Here is a 16181-nt window from a genome sequence, read left to right on the forward strand (position 1 = left end):
AAAGGTGAACGATGCGTCAACATCATTCACCTCGTATGTAAATCCCCTCTCTATGCTGGCGCTAAGACTAAATCCCTACGGGGACAAGGGAATTATTTTGCTGATTTTTTATAACCTACAAAACAAACAAAAGTATGAAAAAAACCTTTTACCGGCAGAATTACCTGCTCAAAATTATGAGAATCAGCCTCATACAAATGATGATGATCGTCGGGTTCACGCAGCTGTCCTTTGCCTTCGATGGTTTCGGGCAGGAAGTGCTGAACCGCCGGCTTACGATCAACATTAAGGAACAAAAAATCGGAGCAGCTTTAAACCAGATCGGTAAACTTTCGGGCGTCAATTTCATGTACAGCCCTGAACTGATCCGGTCCCAACGCAAAGTAACTTTCAGCGCAAAAGAAGAGAAGCTGGAAGCTATACTGGATAATTTTCTCACGCCTTTGCAGGTTACCTACGAAGTTTCGGGCAAACAGATCCTTCTGAAAAGAGCATCTTCCAAGCCGTCGACCGCTACTCCTGAAAGCACCGGCTCATCCATTAAAACCATTCAGTCCATCGATACTCCGGTGAAAGGAAAGGTTGTGGACGCTGCGGGCGGCAGTGTTCCGGGAGCGACGATTGTTTTGAAAGGAAGCTCGTCGGTCGGTACTACTACGGACGCAGACGGAGCCTTTTCGCTGAATGTACCCGACGGCAGCACCACGCTGGTTGTGTCATCGATCGGCTTTCTGACGCAGGAAGTTGACATTACCAACAAATCAATGGTGGACGTCACATTGCAATCTGATGTAAAAGCATTGAGCGAGGTGGTAGTTACCGGATACTCGTCTCAATCCAAGAGAGATATTACCGGCGCGGTAAGTACCGTTGACGCTACCGAGCTGACCAAAGTGGCTGCCCCGAACGTTGCCCAGCAGTTGCAGGGACGTGTGGCTGGTGTTACTGTTACTTCCAATAACTCGCCGGGTGGTGAGGCCACTGTACGTATCCGTGGTTTTGGAACGATCAACAACAATGATCCTTTGTACGTGATCGACGGGGTACCGACAAAAGGCGGATTGAACAGCATTAACCCGAACAACATAGAGTCAATGCAGGTTTTGAAGGATGCTTCTTCGGCTTCTATTTATGGTTCAAGGGCGGCGAATGGTGTTATCATTATCACTACCAAAAAAGGAAAAGCAGGTGCTCCGAGATTTGCATTCAATTCAAGAGCGGGTTTGCAGACAGGTAAAGTTGATCTTGACCTGATCAAAGATCCGCAGCAATTCGGTGACCTGCTTTGGACGCAACGCAAAAATGCAGGTGTACTGACTAATGGTAACCCGTCGCATCAGCAATACGGCAATGGTGCCAATGCAGTGGTACCCGACTACATTCTGGCAGGATCGAGCTACGGGTTGTTTGAAGGTGACCCAAAAACCAACCCTTCGCTTTACAACTACAACCGCACAGGTTTTTACCAGATCGTGAAAGCAAATAAAGAAGGTACCGACTGGCACAAGGAAATCCTGCGCCCGGCTGCGATCCAGGAATACAATGTAGGTGCTACTGGTGGGACAGAAAGCGGAAGGTATGCGATCGCATTCAATTACTTCAAGCAGGACGGTGTGTTGATCCACACTTCTTTTAACCGTTATTCATTGCGTTCCAATACTGAATTCTCGTTCAAAAAACGCATCAGGGTTGGTGAAAACCTGGAAGTAAGTTATACGGAAAACAAGGGTTACTATAACAATAACGGAACTTCAAGCTCGGCCAACAACCAGGATGGGAACCCGATCGGAAACGGATACCGTATTCCTTCGATCATCCCGGTGTATGATATCATGGGCAATTTCGCTGCTACGAGAGCGGCGGGACTCGGACCTGCTACCAATCCTGTGGCGCAGCTTTGGAGAACCAGAAAAAACCAGACTAACAACTTCCGCGCATTTGGTAATGCATACCTGGAAGTAGATATCCTGAAAGACCTGACTGCGAAATCGAGCATTGGTATCGACATTACCGCTGCCAACCGCGTAGGTTATACCCTGCTGGATTTGGAAGAAGCCGAAATCGAAGCGGCCAATGCTTTGACTAATGCCAATGCGTACGACATTAACTGGACGTGGTCGAATACATTGAACTACAACAAAACATTGGGCAACATTCATAAACTGGGTGTCCTTTTGGGAACGGAAGCCATTAAAGGTACCGGTCGCGACTTTTCTGCGACCCGTACTACATTCTTCTCCGAAGATCCTCAGTACATGTTCCTTAACTCAGGTACGGCGGGTATCAACAATACGGGCGCTGGCTACGAATGGGCACTTTTCTCCATTTTCGGAAAGGTCAACTACTCATTGCTGGACCGCTACCTGCTTGAAGCTACGGTACGCCGCGATGGTTCTTCAAGATTTGGTCAAAACAACCGGTACGGAACATTCCCAGCATTCAGCGCGGGATGGAGACTTTCGGAAGAAGCATTCCTGAAACCGGTATCGTGGATTGACGACTTGAAAATAAGAGCTGGCTGGGGTCAAACCGGCAACCAGGAAATTGGTAACTACAATGGATTCAGCACTTACCGTTCAAGCCTGAGCCTTTCTTCGTATGCAATCGACGGCTCTAACAATGCGGTACAGCCTGGCTTTGATACCGATGCATTCGGAAACCCGAACGCCAAATGGGAGACTACCACGCAGACCAACGTTGGTTTGGACGCAACATTTCTCAAAGGAATGTTTGGTCTGAACCTGGATTTGTACAACAGGACCACCTCGGACATGCTTTATCAGGTGAGTTTGCCTGCTACTCAGGGTGTCGCCACGATTCCTTATGTCAATGTAGGTGAAATGAATAATAAGGGTATTGATCTTGGGATTGATTTTAACAACAAAGCATTGAATGGTGACCTTACCTATTCAGTAGGCGTCAATTTCTCGACTTACAAAAACGAGGTTAAAAAGCTGAACAACAGCGCAACAGCAGTTCTTTTAGGACCAGCGATCCGTAGCTATACTTGGACGCGTTCAGTAGCCGGAATGCCATTGTACTCATTCTACGGTTTGCAGATCGACGGTATTTACCAAAATCAGGGCGATGTGGATAGCGGACCAAAATATCCTGGTTACGCTGCAATTGGTAAATACAAATACCACGATACGGACGGCGACGGTACCATTACCGATAACGACCGCAAGTTCCTCGGTAACCCGCATCCTGACTTTACCTATGGTATCAACCTGAATGTAGGTTACAAAAACTTTGACCTCTCGGCATTCTTCCAGGGCGTAAAAGGCAATCAGATCATTAACATGGTAAAGCGCTGGGTAGATTTCAACAACCAGGCGGGTAACCGCAGCCTTCGCATGCTGAATGACTCGTGGACTCCGTCAAATCCTGATGCTGTGTTGCCGATCCTGGATGCAAACGATAGCCGCAGCCAGCAGCCTTCGAGCTACTTCATTGAAGACGGCTCCTATTTCAGAATGAAAAACCTGACGCTGGGCTACACATTGCCCTCCACAATGCTGTCGAAAATCGGTTTCGAAAGCGCACGTGTGTACCTGCAGGCCCAAAATCTTTTCACGATCACCAAATACAGCGGTATCGATCCTGAGGTTACGTCGGTTGGCTCCACTCCGGGCAGCACAGTGCTTGGGGTAGATCAGGGAAATTATCCTAATTCCAAAATGTACCAGATCGGTATCAATTTCGGATTCTAAAAACGGGTATAATCAAAAAATCACTTATCTGAGAATCATAAGTTTATAGATATGAAAAAGAGACTATTGGTATTAACAGCATTAGTTTGCATAGGGATGATAACCTCCTGCAGCGATGGGTTTCTGGAAACTACGCCACTGGGTGTGGGAAATGAGCAGTCGCTTTCAAATAAATCCGGGGTAAATGCAGTCTTGATCGGTGCATACAGTTTGCTGGATGGTGTAGGCGCGGGACCAGTAAATACTTCATCCGTGAGCAACTGGATCTACGGCTCCATTGCTTCGGATGATGCTTACAAAGGCAGTGACGTAGGTGACCAGGCTCAGATCACAACCATCGAACGCTACATTCCACAAGCGGATATCGGCGCTTACAATGACAAATGGGTGGCCGTTTATGACGGTGTATCCCGCTCCAACAACGTGATCAAACTGATCGGCCTGACTACTGACATGACTGATGCCGAGAAAGCGCAGGCATTGGGAGAAGCGCGTTTTCTGAGGGCGTGGTACCATTTTGAAGCTAAAAAACTTTGGAATATGGTGCCTTACGTGGACGAAACCGTGACGGATTACATCAACCTGCCGAACGATAAGGATATCTGGCCCAACATCGAGGCCGATTTTCAGTTCGCGATCGACAACCTGTCGGCCACCAAAGCGCAGGTAGGTCGCGCAAGCAAATGGACAGCTAAGGCGGCGATGGCCAAAGTACATATGTACCAGGCGGATTATACTGCGGCAAAACCACTTTTGGAGGACATTATTAAAAATGGCCCTTTTTCACTGGTAAACAGCTTTCACGACAATTTCAGGATTACGACGGAGAACAACAGCGAGTCGATCTTTGAAGTACAAATGTCGGTAGGCGACGGCGGTAGCGGCCAAAACGGAAGCTGGGGAGATAACTATAACTTCCCATACGGCTCCGCTCCCGGCGGTTGCTGCGGATTTTACCAACCTTCTCAAAACCTGGTCAATGCATTTAAAACAGATGCTGCGGGCTTGCCATTACTGGACACTTTCAATGATGTGGATGTAAAAAATGACGAAGGACTTGCTTCCACAGATGCATTCACTCCTTACGAAGGAACATTGGATCCACGATTGGACTGGACCGTTGGACGCAGAGGATTGCCTTTCCTGAACTGGGGAACGCATCCTGGTAAGAACTGGATCAGGGACCAGAGTTTCGGCGGGCCTTATACATTCAAGAAGTTTTTTGCTTACAGTGGCGAAAACGCCGGTGCCGAATCGCCTCGTGCCAATGCTAACAATTACCGCGCCATCCGCCTTGCCGACGTGCTTTTGATGCGTGCAGAAGTAGCTGTGGAAGAGAATGATCTGGCCACTGCGCTAAGCATTGTAAACCAAATCCGGACGCGTGCTGCTAATGTAGTAGTGGCCGGTGCTGACGGCAAACCTGCGGCTAATTATCTTGTAAAACCTTACACTGCGTTTGCTACCCAGGAATATGCTCGGAAAGCCGTTCGTTTCGAGCGTCGCGTGGAGCTGGCGATGGAAGGTCACCGTCACTTTGACCTGGTTCGCTGGGGAGTTGCCGACGTGGTCCTGAATGCCTACCTGACCAAAGAAAGCAAGAAAAGGACTTATCTGACCGGAGCGACTTTCGTAAAAGGGAAAAGTGAGTACTTCCCTATTCCTCAGGCGCAAATTGATATTATGGGAGCCAATATATTGAAACAAAATCAGTAAGAGCAATATCCCGACCGATAATCATAATTATATTCTGTAGTTAATAAAGTGCGACTTCGTTGGGATCGCACTTTTTTTGTGCCACGAATGCACGAATGGACACTAATGCATTCGTGCATTATTCGTGTATTCGTGGCGAAATAATCATCTGAGATAAGTATAGCATTTGGATCAGGATGCCACGAAAGCGTCAAAGCTCGATAAGATCTCGCTGGACAAAGACGCTTCTGTTATTTTCGAAGTCGTCCATTGCCTGGAGAAGGCGCTCCCTGTCAATAGGGCTGCTTAATAAATAGTCAGTAGTATCCATTTCGACAGGCTTCTTCTTTTGAACCCTGCGGCTCAAAAAGTTAAGAATAGACCGTTTGCCTCTGTTTGTTGCCAAAGCTAATCGTAGCATCGTGAATAGTTTTAAATGTTAGTATGTGTCATGAAGTGAGTAATGTATCTCAAATGTAACGAAAAATTTAGATCGTACTGGTACGACACAGCGACCTTATTATCAGTTATTTACCGTTATGATACCGACATTTCACAATAGTAACAATGCCATTCTCCACTTTATATATAAGACGATGCTCATCTGTGATCCGTCTTGACCAATAGCCTGACAAGTTCGAGCGCAGCAGTTCGGGCTTACCTTTTCCTTCAAAAGGGGTTCTTAAACATTCCTTTATAAGATCATTGATCCGTTTTACAATGTTCTTGTCAGTTTTTTGCCACTCCAAATACTCGTCCCAGGCTTCGGTTTGCCAGGCAAGCGTCAAGGCTCAATAAGGTCACGATAAATAATATTTCGACCATTTTTGACATCGTCTATAGCTTTGAGCAGACGATCTCTATTCTCTGGACTACTCATTAAATATTCTGTGGTGTCCATCGGCACAAACCTTTTCTTTTGAGGTTTAAGGTTCCTCAAAAAACTTAAAATGGTGCGTTTGCCTCTGTTTGTTGCCAAAGCTAATCGTAGCATCGTGAATAGTTTTAAATGTTAGTATGTGTCATGAAGTGAGTAATGTATCTCAAATGTAACGAAAAATTCAAAGAACACAGCTCCGCCGCGACGACCCCCGCACAATCAGTTCCGTATTCAGAATCTTCCTTTCATGCAGGTTCAGATCCTCCGAATCAACGAGTTGCAGGATCCATTCCGCGGTAGTCCGTCCGATTTCGAGGGTAGGCTGCCGGACTGTGGTGAGGCCGGGGCCGATGTAGGCCGACTCGGGATTATCACTGAACCCCACTACCCCGAGCTCGTCGGGAATGCTGATTCCTTTTTCCTTAGCGATAAGCATAATTTCAATGGCAGAAGAATCATTGACAGCAAAAACTGCATCAGGCCTGTCAGCCAGGTCCAGCAGATATTGGCCGTAGATCCTCGCCTTTTGCTGTGTTAGCATCCCCTGAATGATCATGTGGTCATCGATGCTCTTGCCGTGCTTTTCCATTGCGGCCTTATAACCCCTCAGCCGCTCCTGGCTCACCTGCAATGTGAGCGGTCCACCGAGGTGGGCGATTCTTTCGTATCCATTTAATATCAAATGCTCCACAGCCAGAAAAGACGCTTCAAAATCATTCACCACTACCTTGGGCACATCAATTTCTTCACATACCCGGTTAAAAAGGATCAGCGGAATCCCACGTTTTTCAAAAACACTGAGGTGATCAAAATTATTGGTTTCCTGCGTCAGCGAGATCAGCAAACCATCGATCCGGTTGGCAAGCATTGCTTTGGTATTAGAAATTTCCACCTGATAGGATTCATTACTCTGCATGATCGTCAGGTTATACCCGGCCTTCGTCAGGATATCATGTGCACCGATAATGACATTGGGGAAAAACGGGTTGTGAAATTCCGGAACGATCATTCCAATGGTATTCGTCTTGCTTTTCACCAGGTTATAGGCCAGCTGATTCGGCTGATAGTCCAGCTGCGTCGCTTTATCGAGTACCGCCTGGCGCGTGTCCGGGCTGATGTCAGCGTGACCATGCAATGCGCGGGATACGGTTGAATTGGAAACACCCAGTGATTTGGCAATGTCGATGATCGTGGTTTGATGTCGTTTTTTCCGAAGCAGAGACTGGGCTGAATCATCTTTTTCTGAACAGGTGAAATAGTAATTGCAGAGTTTACACAGGTAGCGCTGCTTTCCTCTCACATAACCCGCCTTCATAATTCCATCCACTTCCCCGCACTTGACACATTTGATCATTTCAATTGTATTATTTACATAAACAGCCCCCGAAACCTATTTCTTCTCTCCTTTCAGCAATCACTTCACAAAAATATAAAATTCTTATATTAAAAATATATAAAACCATATATCGGTAACGTCTCCGCAAACGTTGCCGATACTTTTTGTCTGAATTCTTGAATTATTAGGCTTTAAATCCTCTTGATTCGAGACTATCGAGCCATTATCTTCAAGTAAAAGTGTCGTTTTGAAGCGCAGAAACGACATTGGAATTACATTACTGAAACAGGTTACCAGTTCTCAAATAACCAAACAATTGTATTATTCCCATTTACCCGTTAATCGATCAAACCCTAATTTTTTGTTTATATGAAGAAAAAAATACATCATTTGTTCTTGCTCCTGGGTATGTGCCTCGGAACAATGCAGACTGTTTTTGCCCAGGGCCAAACTGTGACCGGAAAGGTTACGGACGAAAAAGGAGAAGGTATTCCGGGAGCGAGCGTCACAGTAAAAGGAACACAGGTGGGAACGCTCACCACCGCAGAGGGTACCTACTCGCTGGAAGCACCTGGAAACGGCACATTGGTATTTTCCTTTGTCGGATACCTGAAAGAGGAAATTGCAATCAGCAACCGGTCTTCGGTGAATATTTCACTCAAAACGGACACCAAAGCACTGGAAGAAGTGGTGGTGGTAGGTTACGGAACGCAGCGCAAAGTGGAAACCACCGGTTCCATTGCATCCGTAAAAGCATCTGACCTGGTACAGACACCGGTTGCCAACATCGCACAAGGATTGCAGGCACGTGTAGCAGGTGTGCAGATCAACCAGAACTCTGGCGCGCCAGGCGGAAATATCAGCGTCCGGATCAGGGGAACGAACTCTATCAACGGATCTTCGGAACCGTTGTATGTGATCGACGGAATCCAGATTTCCAATGGCGGCGGCATCACTGACGTGAGCCCGCTGTCGACCATTAACCCCAATGACATTGAATCAGTTGAAGTACTGAAAGACGCTTCAGCCTCAGCTATATATGGAGCAAGAGCCGCCAATGGCGTGGTGTTGATCACGACCAAAAGAGGTAAAAACGGAGCAACCCGCGTCACTTTCGACAGTTACTACGGTACTCAGAAAGTCAACAAAACATTGGATGTACTGAATGCCTCCGAGTTTGCACAACTGGAAAATGAGGTTTTTAAAAATACCTACTACCCTGATCCCGCTTCGCTTGGCGAGGGTGTGAACTGGCAGAGCTACATTTTCCGCAAAGCCCCGATCCAGAACCACCAGCTTTCTGTCAACGGTGGAAACGAAAAGACCCAGTTGGCTTTGTCCCTCAATTATTTTGATCAGGAAGGAACATTCATCGGCTCAGGCTTCAAACGCTACTCTTACCGTCTTAACCTGGATCACCGCCTCAGCAAATCCATTAAAATAGGCACCAGTATTTTGGGCAGTTATTCTGTCAATGATGGTATCCAGACCGGCGGAGAGAACATTGGCGACGGCGGCGCAGTGCTTTCGTCGGTTCTTGGCGCCGCGATTGGTGCACCACCTACATTGAAACCATACCGCGAAGACGGTTCCATTTTTCCTTTCGGAGAGCAGGCGGGCGGTCAGTATCGCGAGGTAGTTAATCCCCTGAATTTTGCTGCGGCTTTGAATAAAAGAGATATTAAAAGAACGCTGGCCAATTTGTATGGAGAAGCCAATCTTTTCGAGGGCCTTACTTATCGGGCTTCCTTCAACATCGACCAGAGAGCTGAGTTGTATGACGGCTATTCTCCCAGATCGATTATCAACAAAAGTGATTTGAATGATAATTCCGGTTCCGGTACCAAAGCCAATGCCAACTACCTGGCTTTACTTCACGAAAGTATCCTGACTTACAGCACTAATTTTGGCAAAAACCATTCATTCAAAGCTACGGCGGTATTTGGAACACAATTGGAACAATCTAATTCCAATACCATGAATGCATCAGGTTTCCCGAATGATGCTACCCAAAACGAGGCAATGCAGCTCGCATTGACCCGTACGGTGAGCAGTGGCAGAAGCAGCCAGCGCCTGGATTCCTACATGGCCCGGGTGAATTATGGCTTCAAAGATAAGTTCTTCCTGGACCTTACTGCCCGTGCCGACGGTTCAAGCAAATTTGGGGCAAATCACAAATACGGTGTTTTCCCTGCGATTTCAGCGGCTTACCGTCTGATCGAGGAGTCTTTTATGAAAGACCTTACCTGGCTGTCCGACCTGAAATTGCGTGGTAGCTTCGGGATAACGGGTAACGCCGGGGGTATCAACCCATATCAGTCGCTTTCGACCGCCGCAGCTACGGGGAGCGATTACCTGATCAACCATACTTATACGACAGGTATCAACCCGACCGGAATTGCAAACCCCGATCTGAGATGGGAGCGTTCGGTACAAAGTAACATTGGTTTGGATATCAGCCTGCTAAACAACCGGGTGAGTGTGATCGCCGACCTTTATCGCAAGAAAACAGATGATCTTCTGTACGTAAAAACACTTCCATTGAGCTCTGGTTATGGTTCAATAACAGGTAATTATGCCTCATTGGAGAACAAAGGACTTGAACTGGCAGTGAACGCGAGAATCCTGAATGGCGCATTGAAATGGGACGTTTCAGCCAATGCAACGATTAACCGAAACAAAGTACTGGACCTCGACGGAGGTGTTACCAACGAACGTTTCGTGACTACTTACACAGTTTTGAAAGTGGGACAACCGCTTGGAATGTTTAAAACCTATGTCTTCGATGGTGTAAACCAGACTGGCGATGCCATTCTCCCGGGTTATGACGGTCGCCTCGGTGGTCATAAAATCAAAGACGTTACCGGCGACGGGCTGATATCGGCTGCTGACCAGGTGATTGTGGGTAATCCAAATCCAAAATTCATTTACGGGTTTTCTACCAATCTGGCATACAAAGGCTTTGACCTTGGCGTCTTTATTTCGGGATCGCAGGGCAATGATATTTATAATGCAAGCCGATTATCATTCGAAAACCCGCTTGGCCAGCGCAATTTGCTGAAAGGTGTGGTAAATCGCTGGTCACCGACAAACCCGAGCAACCAGTACGTGAGCGGTGCGCAGGGCGGAAGGTTACCGATCTCAAACTACGTGGTGGAAGATGGCTCGTACATGCGATGCAAAAACCTGACACTCGGCTACACTTTGCCTAAAATGAAGTGGGTACAGGGAATCAGACTGTACGTAAGTGCAAACAACCTGTTCACGATCACCGATTACAGCGGGTACGATCCTGAGGTGAACACCTATGCCGGTTCCAACACCGTGATTGGCGTCGACAACTTCGTGTATCCTCAATCCAGATCATTCCTTGGCGGAATTCAGGTAACATTCTAAAATCCTCAACGCTGATTTCTTAGCATTCAAAATATGAAAAAGACATTTAAAATAACCGCAAGCTTATGTACCCTGGCAGCGTCCATTATGCTGCCGTCCTGCGAGTTGAACGAAACGATTTACTCGTCCATTTATACCGAAGATTTTTACAAAACTGCCTCTGACGCTGAAAAAGGGCTCGTAGCAGTTTATGGAGCATTGGGTAGCCTGGGCGGTGCGCCAGCACTCACGCTCATCGCCGATTTCAGTGACGACCAAACCTACCCTCGCGGTGTAGTGGGCAGAAACACATTGACATTATTCACTTATGATGTCAATTATACCACCCAGAAAAGCAACAGCCGGGTGTTTGAATCGCCACAGCAGATCTGGCAGGCTTGTTACGGTGGTATCGAAAAGGCCAATTGGGTCATTGCCAAGGTTCCCAATGCGACAATGGATGAAACCCGAAAGAAACAGATCCTCGGCGAAGCATACTTCCTGCGCGCTTTTTATCACTGGTTTTTGACAAAAAACTTCGGTGATATTCCGATCAAGATCACGCCAAGCTATACAGAAGAAGAAGCGTTGACGGCGAAGAGCCCGAAAGCGGATGTGTACAAGCAGATTTATGCCGATCTGGACCTGGCTACTTCGGCAGGATTGCCCTCTTTCCCGTCGGTAGTAAAAGGTCGTGCTTCTAACGAGGCTGCGCTTGCGCTTTATGCCAAAGCCGCATTGTATAATGAAGATTGGGCCAAAGCATTAGAAAAAGCAAAGGCAACTATCGCTACGAATAAGCATGCTCTTTTGCCAAATGTGGTGGATGTTTACCGATATGACAACGAAGATGCTGCCCGTCTCGAAAACATTTTCGCTTACGAGGTTGATCCTGTTTCACCGGGATTGGGCCACCAGTTGGTAGGCTTGTGCGGGCCGGCAGGTAGTGCTGCGCCTGCTTATGCGAGAACTTCTTTTGGGTCAATGTTTGCGTATCAGTCGTTTTTTAACTCCTTCGATCCTGCCGACAAACGCCGCACTTTGCTGGATACCAACTACATTGATAAAGCTGGAAAAATCGTTCCGCAGAAAAGCATCACCCCGATCACAACACAGGGTGTACTGATCAAAAAATACCAGGACCCGGTGTCTACCATTGGTTTGATCCCCAACATTCCTATTCTGAGAATGCCGGATGTATACCTGATCGCTGCCGAAGCAGAAGCACGTTTGAATGGCCCGACCGCCGCCGCTTACGAATACGTGAATATGGTGAGAAACCGCGCCGGGTTACCAAATTTGAAAGCCGGGCTTGCCAAAGACGCATTCATCGAAGCCGTTTTGCAGGAGCGCGCCTGGGAATTTTTTGCAGAAGGTGATCGCTGGTATGACCTTACCCGCACCGGCAAATTCCTGACGGTGATCCCGAAAGCGGTCAACAGCGTGTACCCGGTCCGTAATGTGACACCCAAAAACAAATATTTCCCAATCCCGCAGGACGAAATCAATGCCAATTCGAAATTGGAACAAAACCCAGATTGGAAATGAATTTTGAATTTTGAATGAGTGAATGAGCGAATGAATGAATGAATGAATGAATGTTGTTAGGTACGATGGATGACCATTTTCAGTCAGAACCCCATCGGGGTTCCCTGTTACTAGAAATAATAATACCAATTTAACCGCCGAGCCCCAGCGGGGCTCCCTGTTTATTAATGTTCAAAACACTTCTTTTTTTGATGACACTTGCACTTTTCAATTCTCCGACTTGGGGAATTGAAAAAGTTCGTGAATTCAAAATTGTCGAAAATGATACCTTGACTTATACATTAAAACTGGCACTGGATGAGAGCGGCAGGCCGCAATATTTTTTTAGAAACATTTTCACACCGGTTTGCTATACCAATGAATGCAAACCGGTGCATATTAACTTTTATTGGGACCTGCTTGGCAACTATGTACGATTTGATCTACCCAAAAATAAAGTGCTGACGAAGGTGGATCACGACGAGTTTAAGGAAGAGGATTACGAAAAATTGCAGGATATCCTTGCCCAGCCCAACTCCATTTTCGCCGACCTTAAAATGGAAGACCTGATCGTAAAAGGTACCGAAAGCCTGACCGATTCGGTAGATGCCAAAGCGGGCGCAACACTAAAAACCATTAAAAATCAGGTAATCGACGGGGCGGTGTACACCTGCTATACATTATGGCACATTGCATACGGAAAAGCCGTCCCCGAAATGCAAAAAATCATCGCTGGTTATACGAATGAAAACTTGCTGCACGAATTTCTGACCAGTACCAACCACAATTATCAATACTGGGCAATGGCGAAGGTGACGGACAAAAATGGAATAGTTCAAAAACCATTTGAATCCGACATTGAAAAGGTCATTGGTGGAAAAAACATTTTCACAGCCAGGTATGCCTTGCAACATACAAACGGCCAGTTTTTCACTGGTGAGCAAAGACAAAACTGGCTCTGGAAAACATTCCAAAAATCGTCATACGCGCTACAAACAGCCATTTTAAAGAAACTGACCACTATTCCCTTAACCCCATCATTGAAAAAGAACCTGAAAACGGCCGCTCCTTCATCCAACGAAGAGCAGTCAAGACTAATCAACGCCATACTCACCAATCAATGAAAACATCATCCATTAACCCAGGGCTTAAGCCCTGGGCTATCGCCACCACCCACGACACCCGTACATCCACCGGCGCACCATCCGGACGACATACCGCATCATCATCATCATCATCCATTAACCCAGGGCTTAAGCCCTGGGCTATCGCCACCACCCACGACACCCGTACATCCACCGGCACACCATCCGGACGACATACCGCATCATCGTCATCATCCATTAACCCAGGGCTTAAGCCCTGGGCTATCGCCACCACCCACGACACCCGCGCGTCCACCAGCACACCGCCCGGACGACATACCGCATCATCATCATCATCATCATCATCCATTAACCCAGGGCTTAAGCACTGGGCTATCGCCACCACCCACGACACCCGCGCGTCCACCGGCATACCATCCGGACGACATACCGCATCGTCATCATCATCATCATCATCATCATCATCATCATCATCATCATCATCCATTAACCCAGGGCTTAAGCCCTGGGCTATCGCCACCACCCACGACACCCGTACATCCACCGGCACACCATCCGGACGACATACCGCATCATCATCATCATCATCATCATCATCCATTAACCCAGGGCTTAAGCCCTGGGCTATCGCCACCACCCACGACACCCGTACATCCACCGGCACACCATCCGGACGACATACCGCATCATCATCATCATCATCATCATCATCCATTAACCCAGGGCTTAAGCCCTGGGCTAGGGGATGGGTCGCCATCGTCCTCCTGATGCTCCTGTCTCTCCATGTCTCCGCCCAAAACCACGTCTTCGTGGAAACCGAATCCTTTGAAAATAAAGGTGGCTGGGTGATCGACCAGCAGTCATTTGTGGTAATGGGCTCCTCGTACCTTATGGCCCACGGAATGGGAAGGCCTGTAAAAGATGCCACAACCATCGTTAAATTCCCTAAAAAAGGGAAATACCGCATGTGGGTACGCACCAAAGACTGGGCGCCATTCCCGAAAGGGCCAGGTAAATTCGAAGTAATACTGGATGGCAAAGTTGCCGGACAAGCCTTTGGTTCCAGCGGGTCGGACGAATGGAAGTGGTACGACGGCGGCGAAACGGAAATCAAAAGCGATCAGCTGAGCCTTACATTAAAGGACATGACAGGTTTCAACGGCCGCTGCGACGCAATACTTTTCACCGATGACCTGAAATTTACACCACCAAATAAACTGGAAGAACTGACCACATTCCGCAAAAAACTGCTGAACCTTACCGACAAACCAGCCAATGCAGGTGACTTTGATCTGGTAGTAGTAGGTGGTGGTATCGGGGGAACCTGCGCAGCGATCTCAGCTTCAAGAATGGGCCTGAAAGTGGCTTTGATACAGGACAGACCTGTTTTAGGAGGAAATAACAGCTCGGAGATCAGGGTACATTTAATGGGGGATGTGGATAAAAACCATTATCCAAAACTGGGCCGGATTGTAAGAGAAATGGATAATGGTGATCCAGGCAACGGTAACCCTGATGCCAAAGAATATGGCGACGCGAGGAAAATTGCGATTGTAAAAGCAGAAAAAAACATTTCCCTTTTCCTGAATACCCACGTTTATAAAGTGGAAAAAGAAAACGATATCATTACAGCTGTAATCGGCCGTGACATTGCTACCAACAAGGAACTGCGGTTTGCCGGATCATTCTTTTCCGACTGTACCGGCGATGGTACCATTGGCTACCTGGCTGGCGCTGAGTTCAGGATGGGCCGTGAGAGCAAAGCCGAAACCGGGGAATCGCTAGCGGCCGAAAAAGCAGACGATTTTACATTAGGAACTTCCAATTTGTGGGCTTCACTTGACAGGGACACAGTTTCTTCATTCCCAGAAACACCCTGGGCCATCCAGTTTTCCGACGAATACCATATCGACGAGCCTAAGGCTGACTGGCAATGGGAAACAGGCTTTGGAAACTTTAATACCATTACCGACGCCGAAAAAATCCGCGACCATAACCTCCGCGCCATTTACGGAAACTGGTCTTATCTCAAAAAGAACAAACCTGCCAAATACGCCAAAAAAGAACTGGCTTGGGTGGCTTACATTGGTGGAAAACGCGAGTCTCGGCGCATTATCGGCGACCATATCCTGAACCAGATGGATATTCAGGAGGGCAAATTTTACCCCGATGGTTCAGTAACTGCTACCTGGACCATTGACCTCCATTTCCCCGACGCGAAAAACAGCCGGTACTTTGAAGGCCAGGAGTTTTTTGCGGGTACCAAACACATTAAGGTAGCGCCCTATACTATTCCATATCGCTGCTTATATTCGAAAAATATTCAAAACCTGTTCGTTGCAGGACGGAATATCAGCACCACCCACGTGGCATTCGGAAGCACGCGCGTCATGCGGACTTGTGGCATGATGGGCGAGGTTGTTGGTTTTGCAGCGTATCTGACAACCAAATACAAAACGACTCCACGCGGGGTTTATCAGGATCACCTACCCGAACTAATGGGCATTCTGAAAGGTGAAACTTCGCCTCCGCAGCCGTAATAAGTTTTG

11 protein-coding genes are annotated in these 16181 nt (G+C 47.4%); 6 read left to right on the top strand and 5 right to left on the bottom strand.

Features of this window, described 5'->3' with window-relative positions; translation table 11 throughout:
* Positions 1–134 precede the first annotated feature (134 nt).
* Together ON006_RS17260 and ON006_RS17265 are read left to right on the top strand one after the other, a co-directional pair.
* On the top strand, positions 135–3713 hold the full coding sequence (locus ON006_RS17260) for a TonB-dependent receptor (protein ID WP_244820619.1): 3579 nt from the start codon (positions 135–137) through the stop codon (positions 3711–3713).
* Between the two features lie 51 nt (positions 3714–3764).
* Positions 3765–5429: a RagB/SusD family nutrient uptake outer membrane protein gene (locus ON006_RS17265; protein ID WP_244820620.1), complete on the top strand. Its 1665-nt coding sequence runs from the start codon at positions 3765–3767 to the stop codon at positions 5427–5429.
* Between the two features lie 190 nt (positions 5430–5619).
* Here ON006_RS17265 and ON006_RS17270 read toward each other — a convergent pair whose 3' ends face one another.
* The 4 genes from ON006_RS17270 to ON006_RS17285 form a co-directional block, all read right to left on the bottom strand.
* On the bottom strand, positions 5620–5829 hold the full coding sequence (locus ON006_RS17270; protein ID WP_244820621.1) for a hypothetical protein: 210 nt from the start codon (positions 5827–5829) through the stop codon (positions 5620–5622).
* 106 nt (positions 5830–5935) lie between these two features.
* The gene (locus tag ON006_RS17275; protein ID WP_244820622.1) at positions 5936–6196 is read right to left on the bottom strand and encodes a Txe/YoeB family addiction module toxin; all 261 of its coding nucleotides are present in this window, start codon (positions 6194–6196) and stop codon (positions 5936–5938) included.
* Positions 6193–6402, bottom strand: coding sequence for a type II toxin-antitoxin system Phd/YefM family antitoxin (locus ON006_RS17280; RefSeq protein ID WP_244820623.1), 210 nt, complete (start codon positions 6400–6402; stop codon positions 6193–6195). Before ON006_RS17280 ends, ON006_RS17275 begins: the two co-directional genes overlap by 4 nt.
* Before the next feature lie 67 nt (positions 6403–6469).
* The gene (locus ON006_RS17285) at positions 6470–7642 is read right to left on the bottom strand and encodes a LacI family DNA-binding transcriptional regulator (protein ID WP_244820624.1); all 1173 of its coding nucleotides are present in this window, start codon (positions 7640–7642) and stop codon (positions 6470–6472) included.
* Between the two features lie 351 nt (positions 7643–7993).
* On the opposite strand from ON006_RS17285, the gene ON006_RS17290 reads away from it, so the two are divergent.
* The 3 genes from ON006_RS17290 to ON006_RS17300 all read left to right on the top strand — a co-directional run bounded on the left by ON006_RS17290 (position 7994) and on the right by ON006_RS17300 (position 13650).
* Positions 7994–11020 carry a SusC/RagA family TonB-linked outer membrane protein gene (locus ON006_RS17290; RefSeq protein ID WP_244820625.1) on the top strand — a complete coding sequence of 1009 codons (3027 nt, stop codon included), beginning with the start codon at positions 7994–7996 and terminating at the stop codon, positions 11018–11020.
* 33 nt (positions 11021–11053) lie between these two features.
* Positions 11054–12547, top strand: coding sequence for a RagB/SusD family nutrient uptake outer membrane protein (locus tag ON006_RS17295; RefSeq protein ID WP_244820626.1), 1494 nt, complete (start codon positions 11054–11056; stop codon positions 12545–12547).
* A gap of 191 nt (positions 12548–12738) precedes the next feature.
* Complete coding sequence (locus tag ON006_RS17300) at positions 12739–13650, top strand: hypothetical protein (protein WP_244820627.1); 912 nt, start codon at positions 12739–12741, stop codon at positions 13648–13650.
* On the opposite strand, the gene ON006_RS17305 is transcribed toward ON006_RS17300, so the two are convergent.
* On the bottom strand, positions 13637–14347 hold the full coding sequence (locus ON006_RS17305; RefSeq protein WP_267609886.1) for a hypothetical protein: 711 nt from the start codon (positions 14345–14347) through the stop codon (positions 13637–13639). The genes ON006_RS17300 and ON006_RS17305 overlap by 14 nt on opposite strands.
* Positions 14348–14399: 52 nt before the next feature.
* On the opposite strand from ON006_RS17305, the gene ON006_RS17310 reads away from it, so the two are divergent.
* Positions 14400–16172 (top strand): FAD-dependent oxidoreductase, encoded by a 1773-nt coding sequence (locus tag ON006_RS17310; RefSeq protein WP_244820629.1) that lies wholly within the window; start codon positions 14400–14402, stop codon positions 16170–16172.
* Positions 16173–16181 lie beyond the last annotated feature (9 nt).

It is taken from the genome of Dyadobacter pollutisoli (assembly GCF_026625565.1).
GTDB lineage: Bacteria > Bacteroidota > Bacteroidia > Cytophagales > Spirosomataceae > Dyadobacter > Dyadobacter pollutisoli.

Coding starts and splice junctions, on each gene's coding strand:
- ON006_RS17310 (WP_244820629.1), top strand. CDS start 14,400: ATGCTCCTGTCTCTCCATGTCTCCGCCCAAAACCACGTCTTCGTGGAA.
- ON006_RS17305 (WP_267609886.1), bottom strand. CDS start 14,347: ATGGATGATGATGATGATGATGATGATGATGCGGTATGTCGTCCGGAT.
- ON006_RS17295 (WP_244820626.1), top strand. CDS start 11,054: ATGAAAAAGACATTTAAAATAACCGCAAGCTTATGTACCCTGGCAGCG.
- ON006_RS17270 (WP_244820621.1), bottom strand. CDS start 5,829: ATGCTACGATTAGCTTTGGCAACAAACAGAGGCAAACGGTCTATTCTT.
- ON006_RS17280 (WP_244820623.1), bottom strand. CDS start 6,402: ATGCTACGATTAGCTTTGGCAACAAACAGAGGCAAACGCACCATTTTA.
- ON006_RS17265 (WP_244820620.1), top strand. CDS start 3,765: ATGAAAAAGAGACTATTGGTATTAACAGCATTAGTTTGCATAGGGATG.
- ON006_RS17285 (WP_244820624.1), bottom strand. CDS start 7,642: ATGATCAAATGTGTCAAGTGCGGGGAAGTGGATGGAATTATGAAGGCG.
- ON006_RS17300 (WP_244820627.1), top strand. CDS start 12,739: ATGACACTTGCACTTTTCAATTCTCCGACTTGGGGAATTGAAAAAGTT.
- ON006_RS17260 (WP_244820619.1), top strand. CDS start 135: ATGAAAAAAACCTTTTACCGGCAGAATTACCTGCTCAAAATTATGAGA.
- ON006_RS17290 (WP_244820625.1), top strand. CDS start 7,994: ATGAAGAAAAAAATACATCATTTGTTCTTGCTCCTGGGTATGTGCCTC.